Origin of the sequence: Pseudomonas sp. BS-2016 (genome assembly GCF_001806145.1) — a bacterium.
Taxonomy (GTDB): Bacteria; Pseudomonadota; Gammaproteobacteria; order Pseudomonadales; family Pseudomonadaceae; genus Aquipseudomonas; species Aquipseudomonas lundensis.
In genome coordinates, this window is record NZ_MLCT01000030.1 from 117,784 (window position 1) to 139,747 (window position 21,964).

Below are 21,964 nucleotides of genomic sequence, written 5' to 3' on the forward strand. Positions count from 1 at the left end.
TGATTTCAAGCATAAATAGGAGGCCACATGGCTGACAAAAAAGCGCAGTTGATCATCGAGGGCGCAGCCCCCGTCGAGCTGCCCATTTTAACTGGCACCGTGGGTCCCGATGTAATCGATGTGCGAGGCCTCACGGCCACGGGCCGGTTCACATTTGACCCTGGCTTCATGTCGACCGCGTCCTGCGAGTCGAAGATCACCTATATTGATGGTGACAACGGTATCCTGCTGCACCGCGGCTACCCGATCGAACAACTGGCCGAACACTCTGACTACCTTGAAACCGCTTATCTGCTGCTGAACGGCGAACTGCCGACCGCAGAGCAGAAAGCCCAGTTCGTCAGCACCGTCAAGAACCACACCATGGTTCACGAACAGCTGAAGACCTTTTTCAACGGCTTCCGTCGCGACGCCCACCCGATGGCCGTCATGTGCGGCGTAGTCGGCGCCCTGTCTGCCTTCTACCACGACTCCCTCGACATCAATAACCCGCAGCATCGCGAAATTTCCGCGATCCGCCTGGTTGCCAAGATGCCGACCCTGGCCGCAATGGTTTACAAGTACTCCATGGGCCAGCCCATGATGTACCCGCGTAACGACCTGAGCTACGCCGAAAACTTCCTGCACATGATGTTCAACACCCCGTGCGAGATCAAACCGATCAGCCCGGTGCTGGCCAAGGCCATGGATAAGATCTTTATCCTGCACGCCGACCACGAACAGAACGCGTCGACGTCCACCGTACGCCTGGCAGGCTCTTCGGGTGCCAATCCGTTCGCCTGTATTGCGGCGGGCATCGCTGCACTGTGGGGCCCTGCTCACGGCGGCGCCAACGAAGCCGTACTGACCATGCTCGACGAAATTGGCGATGTCTCCAACATCGACACGTTCATCGCCAAGGCCAAGGACAAGAACGACCCGTTCAAACTGATGGGCTTCGGTCACCGCGTTTACAAAAACCGCGACCCGCGCGCAACGGTCATGAAAAAGACCTGCGACGAAGTGCTTAAAGAACTGGGCATCCAGAACGATCCGCAACTCGAACTGGCCATGCGCCTGGAAGAGATCGCCCTGACCGACCCGTACTTCATCGAACGCTCGCTGTACCCGAACGTCGACTTCTACTCGGGGATCATCCTCAAGGCGATCGGCATTCCAACCAGCATGTTCACCGTGATCTTTGCCCTGTCGCGTACCGTGGGCTGGATCTCGCACTGGAAAGAAATGCTCTCCAGCCCGTACAAGATTGGCCGTCCGCGCCAGCTGTACACCGGCTACGAGCAGCGTGACCTGACCAAACTCGAAGACCGCAAGTAAGCGTCCGTCTAACGACCGCGCGACACCTGCAATAAATACGGCCTCTCTCCAGAGGCCGTATTTTTTGCCCTGAATTCTCCCCCGCCGCCCCAACACAGCGCGCACGCATAACGCAACGCTACCCGCCCCAGACCCTGCCGTTACTGGCAAGCACGCGCCCTCGGCCTCAAATCACCCCCCCAGCGCGCCTGAAGATTAAACTCACCACGCACCACAACTGCCTCGATTGCCGCACGGCACCAACGACCCCCTTTTTCAGGCATGCAAAAAATCCCCCTGCCTTTCGACAGGGGGATTTCAGGTTATTCCAGCCTTACAGCATGACCTTAGTGAGAAACCGCCCCGCTTGCCCCCAGGCCCGTCTGTGAACGCACAAACTGAGGGAAGAACAGCGCGCGCTCTTTCTCGGCCGACTTGGACTTGTCAGTGATCGAGAAGAACCAGATACCCACGAATGCAATGATCATGGAGAACAGCGCAGGGTATTCGTAAGGGAAGATGGCTTTTTCATGATGAAGGATCTGCACCCAAATGGTCGGGCCTAGAACCATCAAGCCAACGGCACTGACCAGCCCCAGCCAGCCGCCAATCATTGCACCGCGCGTGGTGAGGTTTTTCCAGTACATGGAAAGCAGCAACACCGGGAAGTTACAACTGGCTGCAATGGAGAACGCCAGGCCCACCATGAACGCAATGTTCTGGCTTTCAAACAAGATGCCAAGGCCAATTGCCAGCACACCGAGAGCGATGGTGGTGATTTTCGAGACGCGAATCTCGTCCTTGTCGTTTGCCTTGCCCTTTTTGATGACGCTGGCATACAAGTCGTGAGACACCGCCGAAGCACCTGCCAACGTCAGGCCCGCTACCACCGCCAGAATCGTTGCGAAAGCGACAGCCGAAATGAAGCCCAGGAAGATACTGCCACCCACGGCATCGGCCAAATGCACGGCCGCCATGTTATTGCCGCCCAGCAGCGCGCCTGCCGCATCTTTAAACGCAGGGTTCGTGCTGACAAGGATGATCGCGCCGAACCCGATGATGAACGTCAGAATGTAGAAGTAACCAATGAAGCCAGTCGCATAGAGCACGCTCTTACGGGCTTCCTTGGCATCACTCACCGTGAAGAAGCGCATGAGAATGTGTGGCAGGCCAGCCGTACCGAACATCAGGGCCAGACCCAGTGAAAACGCCGAGATCGGGTCCTTCACCAGACCGCCAGGGCTCATGATGGCTTCACCTTTGGGGTGAACCTGCACCGCTTCGGCAAACAGCGAATTGAAGTCGAAGTTGACGTGCTTCATCACCATGACAGCCATGAACGTCGCACCGGATAACAACAGCACCGCTTTGATGATCTGTACCCACGTGGTGGCCAGCATGCCGCCGAACAGCACATACAGGCACATCAGGATGCCCACCAGGATTACCGCAACGTGGTAATCAAGACCGAACAGCAGCTGGATCAGCTTGCCCGCACCCACCATCTGGGCGATCAGGTAAAACGCCACCACCACCAGCGATCCGCAGGCCGACAAAGAGCGGATCTGAGTTTGCCCAAGACGGTAGGACGCCACGTCGGCAAAGGTGTACTTGCCCAAGTTACGCAGACGTTCCGCAATCAGGAACAGGATGATGGGCCAGCCCACCAAAAAGCCGATGGAATAAATCAGGCCATCGTAGCCCGAGGTGTACACCAGCGCGGAAATACCCAAAAAGGACGCGGCCGACATGTAGTCACCCGCAATCGCCAGACCGTTCTGGAAACCGGTGATCTTGCCGCCCGCGGCGTAGTAGTCCGCCGCCGACTTGTTACGCTTGGAGGCCCAATACGTGATGCACAGTGTGGCGCCTACGAACACCACAAACATGATGATCGCCGACACGTTGAGAGGTTGCTTCTGCACTTCGCCGGTCAGGGCTTCGCCCGCCCAGACGCCAGAAGACAAGGCTGCCAGGCCCAGTGTTGCCAATAGACGCCGGATCATTGCGCAGCCTCCTTGAGAATTGCATTGTTCAGGTCGTCAAACTCGCCATTGGCACGGTGTATATAAATAGCTGTCAGCACAAACGCTGAAACAATCAGCCCGACACCGATCGGTATTCCCCAAGTAATGGACGAACCGGGGCTCAACTTCGCCCCCATGATGTGCGACCCGTAGGCAATCAACAGGATAAAACCGGCATACAACCCAAGCATGATCGCCGAAAGAATCCAGGCGAAACGCTCTCTTTTTTTAACCAGCTCCTTGAAACGGGGGCTGTTTTGAATCGTGAGGTAAATGCTGTCGTTCATTATTTTTGTCCTCGCAGCACAGATGAGATGGAACGATTTCACTATTAGGGGGCTTCAATTTCTAAGCCAGACGACTTTAGTAGTAGAACCACCTATTCACTGTAGCCCCCGGTTTATCTGGCCTGCATGGAAGTTGACATCATTTTGCCTGCCCCAGAAACGCAAAAACCGCCTGACGCACGCATCAGGCGGTTACGCAAACACCGGGCTAGACACCTCGCCGTTTTTATTGAGTCCACTCAGCGACACGATCGGGGTGTTTGGCTACCCACTCCCGAGCCGCCACTTCTGGCTTCTCACCTTCCTGTATGGCCAGCATCACTTCGCCAATTTCGTCTTTCGATGCCCACTGGAATTTTTTCAAAAAGGCCGCCACCTCCGGCGCTTTGCTGTCCAGCGCTTTGCTGCCAACACTGTTAACGGTTTCTGCGGCCCCATAGACCTGCTTTGGATCATCGAGAAAACGCAATTTCCATTTGGCAAACATCCAGTGCGGTACCCAACCGGTGACCACCACCGGTTCATTTTTGGCATAGGCACGCCCCAGTTCTGAGGTCATGGCCGCACCGGAGCTGGCTTGCAGCTTATAGCCCAGGCCGTAATCTTTGATGGCCTGATCCGTTTTGAGCATCACACCGGACCCCGCATCAATCCCGACTATTTTTTGCTTATAACCCTTGTCCTCTTTAAGGTCGGCAATCGATTGGGCGTTGACGTATTCAGGCACGATCAAACCGATTTTCGCGTCTTTGAAATTGGGACCGTAATCCACCACTTTGTCCTTATTCTTCGCCCAGTATTCACCATGGGTCACGGGCAACCAGGCGGACAACATAGCGTCCAGCTTACCGGTGGCCACACCCTGCCACATGATCCCGGTCGCCACCGGCATCAACTTCACGTCATAACCCAACTTTTGCTTAATCACCTCTGCGGCCACATGGGTCGTGGCCACACTGTCTGACCAACCATCGACATAACCGATATTAAGTGTGGGCTTTGCCTGCGCACAGGCCACGCCTGCCCCCATCGCCAGCACCAAGGCAGTCCCCACACTCAAGAGTCGTCGCATCTTCATCAATGAATCCTCACCGTGTCGGGCCCGACGGGTGCCGGACCGCTTGAACCCGTATTTCGATGATCGACCCCTGATTAAATGCAACCTGCTCTGACGGCGACCTCAAGGCAACTGCAAACGACATGTGCCCAGACGTAACAAAATCATTCGCACGCGCTGACTCGCCTCAATTGCAGGTAAGATGCGCGGCTTTGCTCCCATACGGCCCGACCATGTCTGCGACTGCCCGCTTTCCTGCATTCCCTTATCTCTTTGCGTGCTTACTGAGCCTGTTTGCCGTGGCCGGTTTCTGGTATGGCCTGGGCCAGCCGGTGATCCTGCCCGATGCGGCCACGCCCACCCACAAGTTGCAGTGCGCCTCCTACACGCCGTTCGACAAGGACCAATCGCCTTTCGATCAACCTTTCGTGCCGCGCATTGAGCGCATGGATGCAGATCTGGCCCTTCTGGCAACGCGCTTTGAGTGCGTGCGCACCTACTCCCAGGCCGGGCTTGAAGCCCTGCCCGAGCTGGCTCGCAAACACGGGCTCAAGGTGATGATGGGGGCCTGGGTCAGCCGCGACCCGGTGGCCACTGCCGCTGAAGTCAACGCGCTGATCGCATCGGCCAATGCACACCCGGATATCGTCAGTTCGGTCATCGTGGGTAATGAGGCATTGCTGCGCAAGGAAATCACTGCCCCGCAACTGGTCCAACTGATCGAGCAGGTGAAAAGCCAGATCAAACAACCGGTGACCTACGCGGACGTCTGGGAGTTCTGGCTGCAACACCCGGAAATCGCGCCCGCGGTCGACTTCCTGACCATCCACCTGCTGCCCTATTGGGAAGACGACCCTGCGGGGATCGATCAGGCGGTCAACCATGTCGCCCAAATTCGCCAAGCTTTCGGCAGCAAATTTGCACCCAAAGACATCGTGATCGGTGAAACCGGCTGGCCAAGCGAAGGTCGCCAACGCGAAACTGCACTGCCCAGCCGGGTCAATGAAGCCAGGTTCATTCGTGGCTTTGTCACGCTGGCCGAGCAGAACGGCTGGAAATACAACCTGATCGAAGCCTTCGACCAACCCTGGAAACGCGGCAGTGAAGGCGCCGTTGGCGGTTACTGGGGCCTGTTCGATGCCGATCGTCAAGACAAAGGCATACTCGCCGGGCCCGTGACCAACTTGCCCCACTGGCCCGTTTGGCTCGGCCTCGGCGGCGCAGTATTCATCGCCACCCTGCTGATCGGCGGACGGGTTCGCAGTACCCGTGCAGCACTGCTATTGCCTGCATTAGGCGCACTGTCGGGGTGCTCGATCATTGCTTGGGCGCAACTCGCGTCAGTCACCAGCCGTTATGCCGGTGAATGGATAGGGGCCGCAGCACTGCTGTTGCTCAACCTCATCGTCATGGCCCACGCTGCGTCGGCATTGGGGCAAAGAGACGGATGGCGCGAGCGCCTGTTCAATGTGCTTGAACGCCGCGCTGGCTGGTGGCTGGCCGCTGCGGGGTTCGCCGGAGCCGTCCTGATGCTTGGCCTGGTGTTTGAACCGCGTTATCGCAGCTTCCCGAGCGCTGCGTTGTTGCTGCCGGCACTGGTGTACCTGCTGCGCCCCGTGCGCGGGCCGCGCCGTGAATTGGGGTTGTTGGCGTTTATCATCGGTGCGGGGATTCCATTGCAGCTGTACGGTGAAGGTCTGCGCAATGAACAGGCCTGGGGCTGGGCGCTGGTAAGCGCATTACTGGTCGTGGCGCTGTGGCGCAGCGTCAGGTTGCGCCGCCCTTAGTCACGCTAGAACAACGCGAGGCGCACCGACCCGGCGTCTCGCGCAGCTCATCAGCCCCCACAAGGCAAACGCATCGTTCAAACGCGCTTGGCCCTCACCAGGCGCAATCCTGCAATCACCACCGCAAACACGGCGAGACTGGCGTTATACAACGCCAGTGCTGGCAACCCGAAGACCAAGGCCAGCACCGCCAACGCACGGCCAAGGCGGCCGCGTACAAAAAAAGCCACCACCGCCGTGGCAATGGCTGCCCAACCCAGCACCCTGAAATGAATCAACAAGCCCAAGTTAGCGCGCAACTGGCACTCCCAACGGGTCGCCTCGGCCACGCAGGTGCCCACCCACTGCGGATCCTCCATCAAGCCATAACGCAGGCCATAACCGGCAGCCAGCCACAGGGGCACAGCCATAAACAGCAATATCAACGGCAAACGAGGGCGCATAACAACTCCGATAGGCAAAAGCGGCGCTCAGCTTAATCACACTTGTCGGGTATGCAAGCCTTGCAATCAGATATCTGTTCACTAAAGTCAATCAACGTGTATCGTCTGGTAGCCATTTGCCGCCTGCGACGCGTGGGGGGATTTATTTAGGGGTGCAAAAGGCACTTCGAAGGTAGCCCTGTGGTCATAGCCTGCGAATCTTCTCAGCTCCTTCTCTAGGATAGTCTTCATGCTTCGTTCTCTGTCCCTTGCTGCCCTGCTGGGCGGCCTTATATTGAGTGCGTCCGCACAGGCGGTCGATGTCGACCCCGCAACCTATGGCTACCCGATCACCAATCCGTTCGAAGCCACGATCGCCACCACGCCACCGCAGATGCGCCCTTATCTGCCGAGCGAAGATGACATTCGGCAATCGGATTACAGCCTGACCCTGCGCCCGGAGCGTGAGTTCACCCTGCCCGCCAACTTTTGGGCAGTCAAAAAACTCACCTACCGCATGGCCAGACAAGACCACCCGGCCCCCTTGATGTTCCTGATTGCCGGCACCGGCGCGCCTTACAACAGCAGCCTCAACGAATATCTGAAAAAACTGTTTTACCAAGCCGGCTACCACGTGGTGCAGCTGTCATCGCCCACCAGCTATGACTTCATGAGCGCGGCCTCTCGCTTTGCCACCCCGGGTATCAGCCAATACGATGCCGAAGACCTGTATCACGTCATGCAAGCGGTCCGCGCACAGCAGGCCGACGTTCCGGTGACCGACTATTACCTCAGCGGCTACAGCCTGGGCGCGCTCGACGCAGCCTTCGTCAGCCATCTGGATGAGACGCGCAAGAGCTTCAACTTCAAAAAAGTGCTGATGCTTAACCCGCCAGTCAATCTGTACACCTCCATCAGCAACCTCGACAAACTGGTTCAAACCGAAGTCAAGGGCATCAACAACAGCACCACCTTCTATGAGCTGGTACTGAACAAGTTGACCCGGTACTTCAAGCAGAAAGGCTACGTCGACCTCAACGCCGCACTGGTGTACGACATCCAGAACTCCAAGGAACGACTGACCAACGAACAAATGGCGATGCTGATCGGCACTATGTTCCGCTTTTCGTCAGCCGACATCGTGTTCACCTCCGACCTGATCAACCGTCGCGGCCTGATCACCCCGCCAAACTACCCGATCACCGAAGGCACCAGCCTCACGCCGTTCCTCAAGCGCTCGCTGCTGTGCGACTTCGATTGTTACCTGACAGAGCAAGTCATCCCCATGTGGCGGGCCCGCACCGATGGCGGCACGTTATTGCAATTGATCGACCAGGTGAGCCTCTACGCGCTGAAGGACTACCTGCAAAACAGCCCGAAGATTGCCGTGATGCACAACGCCGACGACATCATCCTCGGCCCCGGCGATCTTGGGTTTCTGCGTAAAACCTTCGGCAATCGGCTGACGGTTTACCCGTATGGCGGCCATTGCGGCAACCTCAACTACCGTGTCAACGCTGACGATATGCTGGAGTTCTTCCGTGGCTAAACATTTATTACTGGTCGCCGCCCTGCTCAGCGCCGGCATCGCCCAAGCGGACAACAGCAAGGCCAACCTCGAACGCACCCAAGACGTCGATGGTTTCACCCAACCTTTGAAACTCCTGAAGTTCAACCCCGGCCTGGATCAACGTGAATTTGAACGCGCCACCATGAACGCCCTGAGCGTTTATGACCCGCTGGAGTCCGTGAACCGCCGGATCTACCACTTCAACTACCGCTTCGATCAGTGGGTGTTCCTGCCGGTCGTCAACGGCTACCGCTACGTGACACCCAGTTTTGTGCGCACAGGCGTGAGCAACTTCTTCAACAACCTGGGTGACGTCCCCAACCTGTTTAACAGCCTGCTGCAACTCAAAGGGCAGCGCTCGCTGGAAACCACCGGGCGACTGCTGTTGAACACCACCCTTGGCGTCGGCGGCCTGTGGGACCCGGCCACGTCGATGGGCTTGCCTCGCGTGAGCGAAGACTTCGGCCAGACCTTGGGTTTCTATGGCGTTCCAGGGGGGGCTTACTTGATGCTGCCGATTCTTGGCCCGTCCAACCTGCGGGACACCACAGGGCTAGTGGTCGACTACGGCGTCAATCAGGAAATCAACTTCCTCAACGTGCCCCACGAAAGCACGCGTCATCCGGAAATCTGGGTACTGGGTGCTGTCGACAAGCGCTACACCACCAGCTTCCGTTATGGACAGTTCGACTCACCGTTTGAGTACGACAAGTTGCGTTATATCTACACCGAGGCACGCAAGCTGCAAATTGCAGAATAGGTTAACTCCCACACAGCCAACTGAAGTGCCAGCGGGCTTAAGTTGGCTGTGGAGTGAGTACTCTGTGCCGATTAAAAAACAGCGTTATACATGACAAAATTCCTTAAACGTATAGATGTATCCTAAAAACACATTGCTAAACACCTTGTTAACGTGCGCCCCTAATACGCTTACTCTGGATTAGTCGTATGTTAACTACCCAATGGCCTGAAGATAGTACAGAGCCCACCGTAAGAATTATTCTCGCCGATGACCACCCCGTAGTACTACTTGGGACTCGCGTGGCTTTGAAAAAATATCCAGACCTCACGTGCCTATCATCGCAGAGGCTTCGTGTACAGATTCATTACTTCGAGCATTTGACCACAGCCCATGCGCTCTTCTAATCACAGATATTTCTATGCCGGGAGGCACATTTGTTGACGGCATCAGTTTGATAGGCTATCTATGCAGAAAATACAAAAATCATTGTCATGACAATGACTAACAATGAACTAATACTAAAGCATTTGCTTGATCTCAACAGACACGGACTCTTCGACAAGCACGCCTCACTCAACGAACTCAACAAGGCTGTTCAGTATGTCATTCAGGGCAGAAGATAGATAAGCCAGGGTTTTTCATCAACACTGACGGCGAGCCACTGTGGCCAACCTAGGCAAAATGCGCTATCAATAAAATAAGTTGAAGTTATGCGCTTACTGGCAACCGGCCTTGCAGGCCGAGAAATAGCCACACAGGTAAACCGCAGTGAAAACAATTAGCCGACAAAAACGCTCAGCCATGCATAAAATGGGAATCAACAGCCTCAGCAAGTTGAACACTGTCACTTGGAATGGTTTTTAAGCGTAGCGACGGGATTGTCTTCTCAAATGCAGTCCAAAAAAGCCTGAGCAACACTTGTATGCATCGCTCAGGCCAGCGCAAGCATTGATGAACTAAGGAGTGACAGGCTCACTCACATTAATCAGGCGCCCTAAATCGTCATAAAACAAAGCACGTCCGCATTCATCCTTAGTCATATTCCCATCGTCATCATATTCCAGATCAATCTGTGACGGATAACTGGCATGCGTGTTAACTACTTTACTCAATTGCACAGGATCTAAATTATCGTAGTAGTAGGTGGCAATATTGGACTGGTTAGCAAAAGACGTTTTGACACGCGTGATATTATCCAACGCATCAAACCTGAATATTTGCTCATCAATGGTATTCCCGTAAGGATCAACAGGCTTCTGAGTTCCCTCACATGTATATTTTGTTAGTCTAGCCCGCGCATCATATTCGTATGACTGATCCCGTAACACTTCACCATCATCGCCCTCTTCATTAAGGCTGATTAACACTCGCCGCTCAAGATTATCTACAGCTGTGTACATTTGCGACAGCTTCTGCTTGGCACCATTAAGATCAAAAATTCTTTCTATTTCTCGACCAAATTCATCATATTGCAACTCAATAATGACGAACCGCTCATTTAACTCATCCGTTGCATCTGTGGTTGTAATCCTCTTGGTCTGCCCTAGTTCATCATACGTAAAGTAGGAAGCTATGTTGCCCAAACAGGTCGAGCTCACGCGACCGCCCTTTTCAAAATCATACTCATAATCCTGAGTATTACCCAGCACATCCGTGTAAGCCAATATAAGGCCACGCAAGGAATAACGATAAGACATCGAATACTCCCCCATCACCTCACGACTGAGCTCGCCAGTACTGAAATAATCACGGGTCATTGTGACTCCGTTCTCAGAGCATGAGTTCATGCGAGCATTGGAAGGATCATAGTTATAAATAGCTTCTACACCATTTAGTTTTCTTAATTTTGGTTCCTCCCCCAGCAGTGGATTATATTCATAGTCAATGCTTCTATTACGAGATTTGATGACTTTATTCGGCTGAGTCTGACCGAGAGCGTATTCATACGATTGCTCACGCATACCGATCGTAGACGATGACATGCGACCTAGCCCATCAAACTTTTGTGTCCCAAGCAATTTATCGTCCACACTAATAGAGACCGGCAGATCTTCGATGGTATGCAATGCATAATCACGCGTTACGATTGCACCACCAGGCAGTGTGGTATGTATAGTTCGATCATAAGCATCATACGAATAAAGCGTACTATTAGAGAGCGCATCCACCTCTTTAGATTTACGTCCAAGGCCGTCATATTCGTAAGCGTGAGTACTGTAAAGAGTGCCCAGCTCATTAAACCGCTGGATCCGTACAGGGTTATCAAATTTGTCAATATAAGTTACAGTCTTGCCAGTTGTTTTGGTGACATTACCATCATTGTCTACAGATTGCTGCCAAGAAGTTTTGATACCTCCTTGCTGCCAGTCATCAGCTCCGCGGGGTTCCATAACCTCGTACGTTTCCACGCTATCAGGTCCAACCGAACAGAACTGCTGCCCCCAATCGTCATAACGCAAGTGAGTGACTAGAGGCCAATCCTTTTCCTCCTCCCAATCATATTCAGTTTCTTCTACCAACTGACCCAACGCATCATACAATGCCGCATAAGTAGGTCTAATAAGCTGCGCATTTAACTTGCTGTCAACGTTCATACGCTGCTCAGCAATCGTTCGATTGAAACCGTCGAAAAAAGTAAACGTCAAAACACCCTTAACATTCTTTGACGTTTGTGTTGCTTGGTCCCCAGGCTTTGAACACAATATGTAACTGTAATTGCGTGCGGCTTCATAGTCAGTACCGGGTGCCACAGTTTCGCGAGTGATGCGCTGCAAAGCATCGTACTCATAACGTATTTCAACATCGTTATCATCACGAACCAATAACGGCTGCCCAGAATAAATAGAGGCTTCACTCAATACCGTTTTGGTATGCGAATCCACATCAGATCTATTGACAATTTTAGTTCGTACTAGACCAGAGCCCGAATCGTTTTTAGCGGAAACGACTAACTCATACTCATATTCAGTTGTCATGACATGGCCATTTATATTGAGCGTTTCACGCGCTAATAAGCCATGACGCAATGGGTCAGTCACATCATTATTGTATTCATATTGAGTGCTCTGCAATACCTGAGTGGATTGGGTATCAATAGATTCCAGCAATGCGGTGTCCATAACGTGCCATTGATCTAACACATTATTGACAGAAGGTAATAACTTATAAGTGTAAGTAGTACTCAGTACAGGGGCTGCATGCACAGCCGTGAGTTCCGGTTTGATAGTTGTATTCTTCAGATGCCGTATAAAACCTTTAGGATCAGGCGGACAGGCTTGCCCTTCTCCTTCCCAAGGATAATACGTCGACGTCACAATCACACCGTTTGCTTGTTTAAACAGCGTCTCATTACCCTGCATATCATATTCTCGATACTCAGTCTGGCTACGTAACAAAGACTCTGTATTCGAACTCCATTGAGTAGTCGTGTTTTTAGGCAACTGGCAGTATGGCCATTGCTGACTGAAAGGCACATCAAATTGAAGATAGTACTCCGTGCTAACGGTCATCACGTTAACGCCTTGAGTGGTTAGCTCCGATGTCAACAAATGAAAACTATTGAATAGCCGCTCTATTGTTTTTACAGCTTGCCCCGCCACATGCCAAGACTCCGTAGACTGGTACACATAATCCATCGATGCTTGATACAGGTTATCAGCACCTGAATTATCCCAAGTGATACCAGATCCGGCACCCAAGAAGTTAGTATCAGAGTAGCTGTACTGAGTCTCGACTATTTCTTGGCCGAAACCCGGGTCGCGCTTGCAGTGCGTAACTCGGGGTAAAGTGGTACTAAAAGCGCCCGGTGGTAATGGATGCCCCGACCAGTCATAAGTAATATCGTCCTGACCGCCCACTGGGGTCTGAGCTTGAACAATAAACATGAGACCCGTTACGGGATCCTTCCGGTACTTGAACCTCCAGCTTGCCCGCTCAGGTGTGGGCAAAACTAAGGACTCAACAGTGTTGTCACTACCGAGCAACAGTTCGAAGGTCGCTAAGGGTGTGCCTTGCTCACCCGCGTAGGGGTGCACATGCATGACCACGTTATTGTCAGAACCACGTGTTGAGTTAAAAATAGTCTGAGCCTGTTCATCTTCAATACGTGTCAATAAGAAGGGGAAATACAAGTGCTCATAAAAAAAAGAAACCGTACGGCCTTCTATAGAATGTGCACGGGTAGGTAATGCCATTTTCGACCCCGTCGCTCCCAGTTCTTCTAACTCCTCGAGCAGTCCAGACTTGTGGGCAACCAAGTATCGCCCATTACCCTGATCATAAAACTTGAAACTAAGAATTTTTTGTTCTTCGATTTCGCACAAGCCTTCCATGCCTGGGAGAACGCGATTGACTTTGAATGTCTCACCCGAACTCAAGGAAATAATAGAACGCACTGGATCATATTCAGTCCGTTGTAAAGACCAGCCCAGCCCACAGCCCATATCTTGTGCATTGAGGGGGTTAAACAAAAGTTGAAGAGATAGCTCAGGCCCTGCAAGGTTATTAACTTTTAGCGCAGGCAGACTAACAGCGACTGTGTATTGCCCTGTACGCGGGTCAACCCCTCCCTGCAAATAGCTTAAAAAATTAAATGCATTCGAATGAACAGCGGTAGATGCTGCCATGACGGCCTCCATCAACAACAAGTAAGAAGCTCAGGCTGGCCTAGCTAACGCACTGCGTTAGCCGCCCAAATAAATAAAGCCAACCTGAATTTTTGATACCCAATTTAGTACTTGAGCACCTGAAATATATTGACGTTGCGACTTTAAACAATGGCTATTCAGAGCGTATTATTTCTAAGCAGGTCCATTTGCCTCCAACCGTACCACCGGTCCCATGCTTTTCAATTAGTCGCAACCCAGGTGTGATAACTGCCCCTTCTTCAAAACTTGAAATCTCAGCAAGGCGAACAAGCACTGTAGTGACCTCATACTTTATAGTTTTAAGCCTGAAATAAAAGTTCTCATCTTTCCCACAATCCCCTGCATCCGAGAGGATAATGGTCGCAGCCGACGGCACATTGAGCAACTTAAAACTATAGAGCTCATCATTCCTACATTTATTACCTTCACCCAGCCTATGCTTCCCCGTGGTAAATGTGAATTCACAGTCCTTATTATCATTACCATCAAACAGCTCTATCATTCCATCTTCCGCTGTTATTTTCACATTTGATGATTCATCCGCCGCCGCGTAAGCTGCAAACCCAACAACCAGCGCCAAAGCGAACCCTGGTATTAATAACTTTTTCATTTCACATCCTCATCTCAAACAACATTAAACCTTTAGAATATTAATTATTATAAAAATCTAACCGCTAAATTTTCCCGATCATGCACTTTCTCTTCCGGAAAACTTACCTCCATAAGATACCAACATCCATACTCGTCCATCACATTGGCAAAAATTGAATCGTACAAGGCATCACGTACTATTAGTGCTTCGCCCTCTTTGGCATCACCATAACGTACATCATCTGTACGATGCATACTGAATATAATGCCTCCTACAGCTGCGGGCCGTGCCACCGGAATTGTCAGTGCTCCTTCCTTTGTCACCAACAGATTCAAGTCAGGATCAAACTGCAAATGATTTTTTTTTGGTTCTCCCTCTGGTATGCCTTCCAGTAAGGCTGGGTTCCACGCATACCCGGTATAACTGAACATTGTTTCCTCTTGAAGCCTCGACTCCCAGCGAACAGTAGACTTACGAGCAAAACCGCCACTGTCTTGATCGGTCGTAAACTTAAAACTCGCGATTTTTCTATTCAAAAAATTAAACTCGTAATAAGCAATAGTTCTCAATTTAAAATCGTATTCAGATCCAGGTTCAGGTTCAGGTTCGAGCGCAACAGTTCGTGCTAAATGCTGCTGCGAGGGTGCGGATGAATCAGCTGACACGAGACGTGTGCCATCGTCGATCTCGGTCCTGACGAAAGTAAATTCATTTTCTTGGATTTTAGGAATTTCTATAGGGGTCAGCGTTACCTTACCTAAGCTTTCATTCAATTCAGTTGAATACCAGGTTTTATTAAGAGCTCCTCCGATGAAACTCATGTGAAAAGTACTGTTCTCTTTTGCCGGTGCCGTGGTATGAACGTATATCTCCAGCCTAACTGTACTTTCCTCATCCAAAGGTACAGGTAGGGAGGCTGACACGGAAGCGCTTGAAACAGGATACAGATGAACACTATTAGCAATAGTATGGGTCGCCCAGCTAACAGACGTTCCGGGAATGATACCTGACTGCTCAGGTAATAACGGATCCACGACGGACCCATTACTGAATAAAAGTCTCAGGGTTTGTAATTCTTCTGCAGAAGGACGAATTGAATCTTGACCCACTTTCTTAGTTTCAATGACGACAGCTAACTTGATTTGCTGCAATCCATTACGATAGGCATATCCAGCATCTGTCAAACTTCCTCTACTGTCCAGTACCCTTATGCTGAACGTGTTGAGGTCTTTCCAGTCGGGTTCATCTTCAAACCGATCAAGCTCTACCGTGCTATAAAAGGATCTCGTTAAACCTTGATAAATCCAATCACATTTAATAATAGAGACAGACGCGGTAACCGTATCAGGCGCGGTGAACTCACCGACGGAGGGATCCTTAAATTCACCCTCACCACTAATGACACTCCAATGCTTAGTGCCCTCGCCTGTATCATCAGCAATTTCGAAAAGCTGCGACGCAGACCGTTTCATGTGACGAACATAACTAGGTGAAACCTTACTTGTAAGAAAATCATTAAACAACAAAACCGTTGAGGACGCTGATTGATCAGTGGACGCATCGTAAGCGGTGATGATTTGTACCGTTTCGAACTCGGCTTGTTCAAAAGTGGGAGGGGTATAGATCGCGGTATTGGGCGTAGGGAACTCCAGTGTACCGACGTCAGGCTGTGACAGAGTCCAGGTCAACTGTGACCGTGAGGTAGAGGTGACACTTAATTTGATCGGCTTAGGGTTTTGTTCAATAATTCTACTACTGAGTTGAGGGGCCACTACCATATTATCTACAAAGACTGACACACCGGCAGAAACAGTGAAGACCCTATCCTCTTGATAGACTGTTCCAGTAATGACGACTCGCACTGTGTCATGTCCGATATATTCCTGATCCGCAGCAGTATAGACACCACTTGAGCTTATTGAACCAGCGGCATTTAGGGTGCGACTGTTCAAACTTTTTGCTGTCCATACCACACCGGTTACAGGTACACCTTGAGCATCTAAAAGTTTAAATGTCTCAGACTTACCCGCCTGTAATGTCACCATCGAAGGCTCAATGGCTAACTGAGTGCTTGCCGGATTTACATTACCAAAATTTACATAGTCATGGGGAGTCGCAGTGTCCTTACTTTCAAACACCTCTGCGCCAGGATACAGCAAACTACTTAATTTAGAGATCTGCTCATCCCCTACATACCTTTTCCATTTTTCAGCAACTACGATGGCTGCTGAATAAATACTTACGCCCTCCTCTTCATCGTCAGGAATTAAGTAAGGAAAACCTGAGCCCTCACTCGGCAACACCCCTTTCTCTTTATCACCGGCCACCCGAATGAAAACCACCACACCCCCATCCCCGTAATTTGAGGCGGCAATTTTTTCAGCTCCCGGAGCACGTTGAGTCAAAATGGCAAACTCTTTAGGGGCCAAAGGATCATATTGACTGACATCCAGCATTCCAAGAACGAAGACGCGCTGATAGACGGGCAAACTCTCAAAGTAATCTTTAAATGCAAGGCCTATTGCCGCTTGGTCCAGGTAGTCCGGTAATACATCACAGGTAAAATCGACCCCCTCTTTTAAATCCATGATAACCAGGCCCTGATCATTGATAGAACCCGCCACCACCGATAATTTAATACGAAGTTTTAATTGATAGCCCTGTGATTCTCGGATCCTGAGGCTCGTTGCCACTCGCGCCACCCTTTCACCGGGCTGCATCATCAGCACAGTGCCAGACACCATATTCATAGTGACAGTGGCATAAGACTCATCCAGCGAAGCTTCATCGGCAAATGACAATAAAGGCTTGCCCAGCATAATCGACTCAAGCTGTACTGTGGCCGAAGCGTTCCCCTCAAGAGTAACAGCACCTTTAAACGCAGGGATAAAACTATACCCTTGCATACGCGTGATGTATTGCTGCTCTAAAAAACGATTGATTCGCGTGCGATTGAATACAGTTATCGCCCCCCAACCGGACATCACTGATTTACCAGCCATTTGATTCAAAATTTCGTTGCGAGAATTAGTACCCATTGCTTTCACCTTACATGGACTGCCAGAGGAATAAATTACGAACCACTTCTTATTCACCACCTTCATAAGGACTTAGCGGTAAGGGAATCAGAATATAAGAAAGTGCAGAACTACCAAAATAAGAGGTATTGCAACCGACCAATGCAAACGGTTCTTTTACTTCAGCAGCTTGCGTATACAGACCCGTTTCACTAATAGTGCCTGCCCCCCCTAACAACACATTAAATTCAGTAAATGGGGTCACATCATCCTTACCCACCTTACATTGCAACTGAACAGTGGTGGCAGTCGCCGAGCCTTCAGTCATGGCGGAATTGATATTGACAGCATGATTAACAACGATAATCGCGCGCTGTTCTAAACCGTTACTATCTGTCAAAATTATTTCATCAACGACGTAAGCATCCTCTACCTCATCATAGGGTCGTGGCGTGTAAACATTAGAGAAGCCTTCCTCAAGGTCGAGTGTGCCTTCAGTACCGGTTTTTTTAAGTGACCATTTAGGCGGAATACCGTCTGCTGTATTGGCGGTCAGCGTAACTTTATCTGCGTCACTTGGATCTTCGCCGATTACCTTTACAGTAACCAAGGGGTTAACGGTAATGGTCTTTTTCAACACACTTACCAACGCGTAGGTTTTGTAACCTCCCTGTGTGGCAATGACACGGACACGTGCTTGTGAGCCTTGGTAATTACCGAGATCTGGCGCAGTATATAGACCGCTAGTCGCATCAATGCTGCCAATAAACAGAGGGTCACCCGAGGCACTTTCAATAGACCACGTGACACCCGTAGCTCCCAGAGGGGTGATGGCAAACTGCTGGGTTTCGCCGTTTAGCATCACAGCTTCCATAGGCGTGATTTCATAGGCTGCTTGACTCGGACCCACCTCACCAAACATCACCAAATCATTCGGCAGGGCGCAAGAAGACAACAATACGGTATCTTCGTTTTTGAACAGAATACTTTCAAGAACAAACGTATTCAATTCGGGTAAATCAGAAATAACTTCAACCGTTGGGGTAATTATCGTGTTGTCCAGCTCAGGTAAATATTCATCCCTGAATTGAGGGCACAATTCCTCGATGGCGCGTCTAAGATGGGCGGTAGCGTCTGGTATATTTGTACATTCAATGCCTCGCCCCCATTCAATTACATGGCTCATCACATCAGAAGCAACCACACCACTTCCATCCGATTTGACTATGTACTCAACCTCAGAGAATGCTAGCCAAGACTGCTTAATAAGCCCGTGCCATCTCTCTCCCCATTGATTATTGAAACCCGCCTGCACACCAGCCGCATTGGAAGCAATCCATCTGGAACGCAAGACACCGTTATCGACACCAACCGATAAACCATTTCCATCACTAGGATCTCCAAAAAAAAATTCTTGGCTGCTAATTTTGACGGGGTATGTCGAGCCGTCTTCTACATAATAATATTCTTTAGCTTGCGAAATGCGACTTCCAGAAATCACATTCAGCTTATAAAGATTGCCATCCAGTACCACGCGAGTGTCAGCCGATGGATAATAATTCAGTATTTGGTGGCTAACAGCCTTATCGAGTAGTGTTTTTTGCCCCAAAATAATAACAGCAGAGTTGAGCTCTGTTAAATATTTAAAATCCTCGGGCAGTGAGTAACCTGCGACGTCACCCTCCATACTTACACATATGATTAACTCACCATCAGCTATCTCCGCAGCCTCTCCCCGCTTACGTACCGATAGCTTAACGATTGCAGGCTTCAGATATTGATTTTTACTGGTATCAATCTGACTTAAGGCCCACACTTTTTTGTCATCAGGTAGCGCAGATTCAAAATAGGCTTTAAAGGCGCTCCCCACCTCAACTTGATCAAGGTAATTATTATTAACATCGACAGAGAATTCAGTACCTTTTGCTATATTAAACATTACTTGATTTTTGTCGTTAACCGTTCCAGTTTCCAGGTTCATAATCATTGACAATACTTGACCGTCCAAGGGGTCAAACACCGAGATAGAAGTCACAATTCCTTTTGCCGCTACCGTTTTATAAGACCCTGCGACGATAGGCATTCTTATGACACAGCGAGGTTCATTTTTAATATCAGAGTCAGAATAGTTTTCAAATGACATCAGCGGCGCATCAAACTCATACCCATATAACTGTTTACGTTCCGCTCCCCCTGGAACATCAATATCAACAGGCAACATAACAGACTCGCTATTAAATCGACCAATATACTCCTGCTTTAGCATTTTATTAGCTTTTTGGCGGTCATACGCCAGAATAGCCCCCCACCCATAGGTTCGAGGTGTTTCTTCTAACCACGCCATCAACTGCTCTGATGCCCTGGGTGATGCAGGTAGTTTATTCAAGTTACGCACGGCTTGAAATATTTTGGTCATGTCACTGCTTCCTTCAAGTAGAATTTACACGCAAAAGCACATTTATTTTTTAAGCATCAACGTCAGCAAACGAAAAGGCAAATAGGTTTCCCCTTTATCAAAACTAACCTGAGTACTTATTGTGAACGTTGTATTAGGCGTGAGTTGTGTCAAAAATTCCTTTGATAACAAGGCACTGAATCGGCCTATGCTGACATCGCCCTCATGCACTTCAACTTCACGACACAAATACTCTTGAACATCGGGTTCACTCGTACCTCCTTTTGCTTGAATAGTGACACGCTGACCAGCAGCCATAAACTTCCACGTCTCCAATACAAATGGAGCCCCCGCGTCGGGCACCGCGGCCAAGGACAAAGTATTAGCATCCCCTCCCAGTTCATGCTTCAACAGTGGGAACTGGTTAGTGGGTAAACGATTAACTTGAACATCGAAAAAATCTGAATAATAAACTTCACCTTCCACGTGAGTAGAGTTGGGTGTCACACTGTAGGCCACATTGATACGCTTACCCATGAAGGGTGCAATGTACTCGAGGGGTATATTAAACTCTCTTGGTTTGTCTTCGTAGGATGGACCTGTATAAGCAGCCACGGTTCCGTCAAAGGCCCACTCTACGTTGACCGTATCGGTAATATCGATAACTGCTGCATCGGGAATAATGACATCGATACCAGCCACCGATCCTTCAATCGCATCGAACCAAAACTGATCGTTACCGTCCGGGTAGGCCGTTTTAACCATTGGAGCAATCAAGTCGCGTTTTTGCCTTATGGCAAGTGATAAAGAATTCGAACTTCTCGAGAACGTGTGACGCCCCCACTGATAAAAAAAATCTACCGCCTGCCAATTGTTAGCGACTAACCAATCATAATCAAAGTGACACTCTACTCGTCCACTATCAAGGACCGAAGGATCTACACGCAATGTGCGTAGAGCACTTAGCACCTGCAAACTGCTCGAGCCATAAACCCTTAGATCGTCACCTATTCGTGCGTTGTGTAACAACGGGATGCTCACGGTAATACCTGACTTATAATCGTCAGGATTAAGTTCTACGCCACTGAGATCATCGAAATCATTGATTGTCGGCGCCTCGAGCAAACTCTCACTTGACGGGATTATTACAAATCGTTGCTGAGTAGCATATGACACGCCTACGTTTGAAGGTGCGCTGTATTCTACGCAATAGTCCAAGTGGCCATAGCCACCTTCTATAAATTCAAAATAGGTCTTTTCAATAACCCATGTTAATGGCTGACCGATATCTTTCAGCGTGACGTCGTACTCATAACTGACGCTATCATCATGCGAACCGTCATCCATATATCCTTGCCACATAAAGGTGACTCTATCACCTGCGGCCATTGCTTGATAAGGCAAGACAGTAACACTTGCCCCAGTCCCTGGGAGATCATCAATATTTATACATAATGCATTAGACTCCGTAATGTGCGCGCAGGGCAGCCTTTGTGCGGGGCGTTTACCGACGTAAATAACCTGTCGCTTGGACTCAGGCTCTAGATCTTTTTCACCTTTAAGTTGAATGGCATACGAATAGAAAGCCCAGCCTTGATCAAGTGGAACCAGCAAATTATTGGGTACACTCACAGGCATACCTTTGCTAAAGTCTCCTTCGACGTCTACCCCAGAACGATCCAGATCCAATACCTCGCCCGAGGCACTGCACCCGCGCCAATTAGGCCATACTGTATCGCCCTCCTTAATGCCTTCATACCATACGTATGTCTGCAAATCGGCAGTACCTAACGCAACAAGATCCAGTACATTTTCCGGATCCAGACTATTGATGATAGGTTGCGGGTATATATCAACCACAAGATTTACTCCACGAAAGCACGCTAAGCAAGCGGGCATAGATGAGTCATGTATTTTTTTGGACATCGGTGTAGGTATTTTTTACACCTCAAAATGCTCCTTGCCTACTATCAGAAGTACTAGGTCCACTTGAGCTCAACAGCTGCTAAGCTGGCTGAAATCCCCCATGAAAACAGACACTGCTCCGGGTGCGAGCGCACAGCTGACAGTCTTGTTTGATCGTTATCGCACAAGCTTATTGCTTTTCATTTTTTAAGGTCGTTAAC

General features: G+C 50.2%; 13 protein-coding genes. 4 read left to right on the forward strand and 9 right to left on the reverse strand.

Features of this window, described 5'->3' with window-relative positions:
* The first annotated feature begins 27 nt into the window (after positions 1-27).
* Positions 28-1,317 (forward strand): citrate synthase, encoded by a 1,290-nt coding sequence (gene gltA, locus BKD70_RS15890; protein ID WP_047274256.1) that lies wholly within the window; start codon positions 28-30, stop codon positions 1,315-1,317.
* A gap of 326 nt (positions 1,318-1,643) precedes the next feature.
* Here the strand turns inward: gltA and BKD70_RS15895 are convergent, their stop codons facing one another.
* From BKD70_RS15895 to BKD70_RS15905, 3 genes are all read right to left on the reverse strand, one after another.
* Positions 1,644-3,302 carry a cation acetate symporter gene (locus BKD70_RS15895; RefSeq protein ID WP_047274254.1) on the reverse strand — a complete coding sequence of 553 codons (1,659 nt, stop codon included), beginning with the start codon at positions 3,300-3,302 and terminating at the stop codon, positions 1,644-1,646.
* Positions 3,299-3,610, reverse strand: coding sequence for a DUF485 domain-containing protein (locus tag BKD70_RS15900; protein ID WP_047274253.1), 312 nt, complete (start codon positions 3,608-3,610; stop codon positions 3,299-3,301). The genes BKD70_RS15895 and BKD70_RS15900 overlap by 4 nt, the downstream gene beginning before the upstream one ends.
* Positions 3,611-3,836: 226 nt before the next feature.
* Entirely contained in the window at positions 3,837-4,688 is an 852-nt protein-coding gene (locus tag BKD70_RS15905; protein WP_047274250.1) for a glycine betaine ABC transporter substrate-binding protein, read from the reverse strand.
* 212 nt (positions 4,689-4,900) lie between these two features.
* On the opposite strand from BKD70_RS15905, the gene BKD70_RS15910 reads away from it, so the two are divergent.
* A complete protein-coding gene (locus BKD70_RS15910) occupies positions 4,901-6,454 on the forward strand; it encodes a glycosyl hydrolase family 17 protein (protein WP_047274248.1) in 1,554 nt (517 codons plus the stop codon).
* Between the two features lie 77 nt (positions 6,455-6,531).
* On the opposite strand, the gene BKD70_RS15915 is transcribed toward BKD70_RS15910, so the two are convergent.
* Positions 6,532-6,897: a hypothetical protein gene (locus BKD70_RS15915; protein WP_047274247.1), complete on the reverse strand. Its 366-nt coding sequence runs from the start codon at positions 6,895-6,897 to the stop codon at positions 6,532-6,534.
* Between the two features lie 229 nt (positions 6,898-7,126).
* Between BKD70_RS15915 and BKD70_RS15920 the strand changes: the two genes are divergently transcribed.
* Both BKD70_RS15920 and BKD70_RS15925 read left to right on the forward strand, forming a co-directional pair.
* Positions 7,127-8,425: a serine/threonine protein kinase gene (locus BKD70_RS15920; RefSeq protein ID WP_047274245.1), complete on the forward strand. Its 1,299-nt coding sequence runs from the start codon at positions 7,127-7,129 to the stop codon at positions 8,423-8,425.
* Positions 8,418-9,206 carry a VacJ family lipoprotein gene (locus BKD70_RS15925; protein ID WP_047274243.1) on the forward strand — a complete coding sequence of 263 codons (789 nt, stop codon included), beginning with the start codon at positions 8,418-8,420 and terminating at the stop codon, positions 9,204-9,206. Before BKD70_RS15920 ends, BKD70_RS15925 begins: the two co-directional genes overlap by 8 nt.
* Positions 9,207-10,144: 938 nt before the next feature.
* On the opposite strand, the gene BKD70_RS15930 is transcribed toward BKD70_RS15925, so the two are convergent.
* The 5 genes from BKD70_RS15930 to BKD70_RS15950 form a co-directional block, all read right to left on the reverse strand.
* Positions 10,145-13,813: an RHS repeat domain-containing protein gene (locus BKD70_RS15930; protein WP_052892153.1), complete on the reverse strand. Its 3,669-nt coding sequence runs from the start codon at positions 13,811-13,813 to the stop codon at positions 10,145-10,147.
* Positions 13,814-13,967: 154 nt separating this feature from the next.
* Positions 13,968-14,444 carry a hypothetical protein gene (locus BKD70_RS15935; protein ID WP_047274241.1) on the reverse strand — a complete coding sequence of 159 codons (477 nt, stop codon included), beginning with the start codon at positions 14,442-14,444 and terminating at the stop codon, positions 13,968-13,970.
* 47 nt (positions 14,445-14,491) lie between these two features.
* Positions 14,492-17,464, reverse strand: coding sequence for a hypothetical protein (locus BKD70_RS15940; protein ID WP_047274240.1), 2,973 nt, complete (start codon positions 17,462-17,464; stop codon positions 14,492-14,494).
* A gap of 49 nt (positions 17,465-17,513) precedes the next feature.
* Positions 17,514-19,859: a hypothetical protein gene (locus BKD70_RS15945; protein ID WP_047274238.1), complete on the reverse strand. Its 2,346-nt coding sequence runs from the start codon at positions 19,857-19,859 to the stop codon at positions 17,514-17,516.
* Between the two features lie 42 nt (positions 19,860-19,901).
* The gene (locus BKD70_RS15950) at positions 19,902-21,698 is read right to left on the reverse strand and encodes a hypothetical protein (RefSeq protein WP_047274236.1); all 1,797 of its coding nucleotides are present in this window, start codon (positions 21,696-21,698) and stop codon (positions 19,902-19,904) included.
* Positions 21,699-21,964 lie beyond the last annotated feature (266 nt).